The following is a 2,403-nucleotide window of genomic DNA, read 5'->3' on the forward strand; positions in this document are numbered from 1 at the left end:
GGTGCGCATCAACGGCCAAAACGTCTTAAGTGATTCCGCGGCCGAGCGGATTTTTCCCTATGGTTCTTATTTGGAATCCTCCTTTGCCGCGCTGTCGTATCCCGCGGAAAAAATTCAGTATCAGGCGCGCTGGCTCGGGCAAAGCGAGCAATGGACGGCGCCCTCTGGGGATGGAAAAATCATCATTCCAAAACTTTTCACCGGTGAGCACACGCTCGAAGTGCGTGCACAGCAAAGCGGCTATTTGTGGAGCGCGCCGCAATCGTTTCGCTTTTCGATTCAACCGCCGCGCTATTTGTCGTGGTGGGCGTTTTTGCTTTACATCCTGGCGCTGATCGTGCTCATTGCTTTCCTGGCGAATATGCGCGTCGCTGTCGCGGAACGCCGGCGCGTTGAAAAAGCCCTGCGCGAGAGTGAAGAACGCTTTCGCACCGTGGTCGCGAATACGCCGATCGCGTTGCTGGCCATGAACCCCGACGGTGAAGTGACGCTTTCCGAAGGCCGCGGCTTGGCAGCGTTGAATTTCAAGCCCGGTGAAATGGTGGGCCGTTCGATTTTCGATCTTTTTCCGGAGGTAACTTCGCTGGCAGAAAACGTCAGACAAGCTTTGCTCGGCAAAGCGTTTTCGACGACCACGGAAATCAATCAGGTCTTTTTTGAATTTTGGTTTGCCCCGCTGCGCAGGCCCAATCGCGAAATTGCCGGGGTGATCGCAGTTGCGGTTGACATTACCGAGTTGAAGCACGCCGAAGCCGCGTTGCAAAAGTCCAAAGAAGCTTCCGATGCCACCTCGCGTGAGTTGAAGCGAGCCAATCAGCAGCTTCAGCATTCCATCGAGCATGCGAAGCAGATGGCGCTTGCCGCCGAAGCCGCCAACATTGCCAAAAGCGAGTTTCTCGCCAACATCAGCCACGAAATTCGCACGCCCATGAGCAGCATTTTGGGCATGACGGAGCTGGTGTTGGATAGCGATCTCACGCCGCCGCAACGCAAATATCTGCAAGTCGTCGAAAAATCTGCCGAAGACTTGCTCGGCGTTATCAACGAGGTGCTTGACTTCTCCAAAATTGAAACCGGCAAGTTGGAATTGCAGCCGGCCGCTTTTAATTTGCGTGAGTGTCTGGCAACAACTTTGCAGTCGTTCGAGTTGCGTGCGCAGGAGAAGGGCCTGCAATTCACCGCGCGCATTGCGCCGGGCACGCCGGACGCTTTGATTGGCGACGCGGCGCGCTTGCAGCAAGTGGTGACGCATTTGCTCAACAATGCGATCAAATTCACGGAAAGCGGGGAGATTGTCGTCGAGGTCGAGCTAGAACCTCAACTCCCAACACCCAACAACTTGGGGCAAAACGGCGAAGTCAATTTATACTTCACCGTCGCGGACACCGGCATTGGGATTGCTGACGATAAGCAAAATATCATTTTTGACCCTTTTGCGCAAGCCGATGGCTCACCGGCCCGAAAGTATAGCGGCATCGGACTCGGGTTGAGCATTGCGTCTCAACTCGTCGATTTGATGGGAGGGCGTATTTGGGTGAATAGTGCAGAGGGCAAGGGCAGTGTTTTTCATTTCACCGCGCGTTTTGTTCTGCAGCAACCTTCGGGAGAGCCGGCTTTGGAATTTCCAAGAACGCCGGGCGACGAGGATAACGACGGCCATGCAACGAGCGCTGTGGCGCCGCTTGCGGCAATCAAATCACTGCGCATCCTGCTGGCGGAAGACAATGCCATGGGGCAGGAAGCAACGGCGCGCTTGCTGCGCAAACACGGCCATGATGTCGTCGTCACAAGCTCCGGCAAAGACGCCATGCTCGTGCTGTCAAACGAGCATTTTGATTTGGTGATGATCGATTTGCACTTGCCTGAAATGAACGCCGTTCAAGTGACCGCAGCATTGCGGCAACGTGAGTTGGCGACCGGCGCGCATCTGCCGGTTATCGCATTGAGCACACAGACGCAGCCCGGTGAGCGCGAGCGTTGCCTGCATGCCGGCATGGATGATTATTTGATCAAACCGATTCATGAGAGAGAGCTTCTGCACGCCTTAGCCGCGCTACTTCCGACGATGGCCTCGTAATGGTCTACACTGGTTTTCAGGCAAGCCAAAATTTGAAACGCCTCGAAAAGCGTTAAAAGCCTTGCTGACGCTGAGACATTCCCGAAATAGTCTGATTTCTCAAATTTTTGCACGACGATGAAATTCCGCATTGCCTGTGTACAATTCCGTTCGCAGTTGGGTGATATGGACTACAATCTCGCGCAGCTTGCGCGCTGGTGTGAGCAGGCGCGGGCGCAAGGCGCGCGTGTGGTGATTTTTCCGGAAGCTTGCCTAACCGGATATTGCCGCCCGCGAGAGATGGCAAAGCTGGCGCAGACGTTTGCGGGATCGCTCCGCGAGCGCGC

Annotated in this window: 2 protein-coding genes; both read left to right on the plus strand. The window is 55.3% G+C overall.

Annotation, left to right across the window (positions count from 1 at the left end; genetic code table 11):
- Positions 1-2,077, plus strand: a 2,077-nt coding sequence (locus FBQ85_29285) for a response regulator (protein MDL1879225.1), incomplete at its 5' end; no start/stop codon positions are given.
- A gap of 117 nt (positions 2,078-2,194) precedes the next feature.
- A partial coding sequence (locus FBQ85_29290; protein MDL1879226.1) for a hypothetical protein occupies positions 2,195-2,403 on the plus strand: 209 nt, incomplete at its 3' end.

The organism is Cytophagia bacterium CHB2, from assembly GCA_030263535.1.
In the GTDB taxonomy this organism is placed as follows: Bacteria; Zhuqueibacterota; Zhuqueibacteria; order Zhuqueibacterales; family Zhuqueibacteraceae; genus Coneutiohabitans.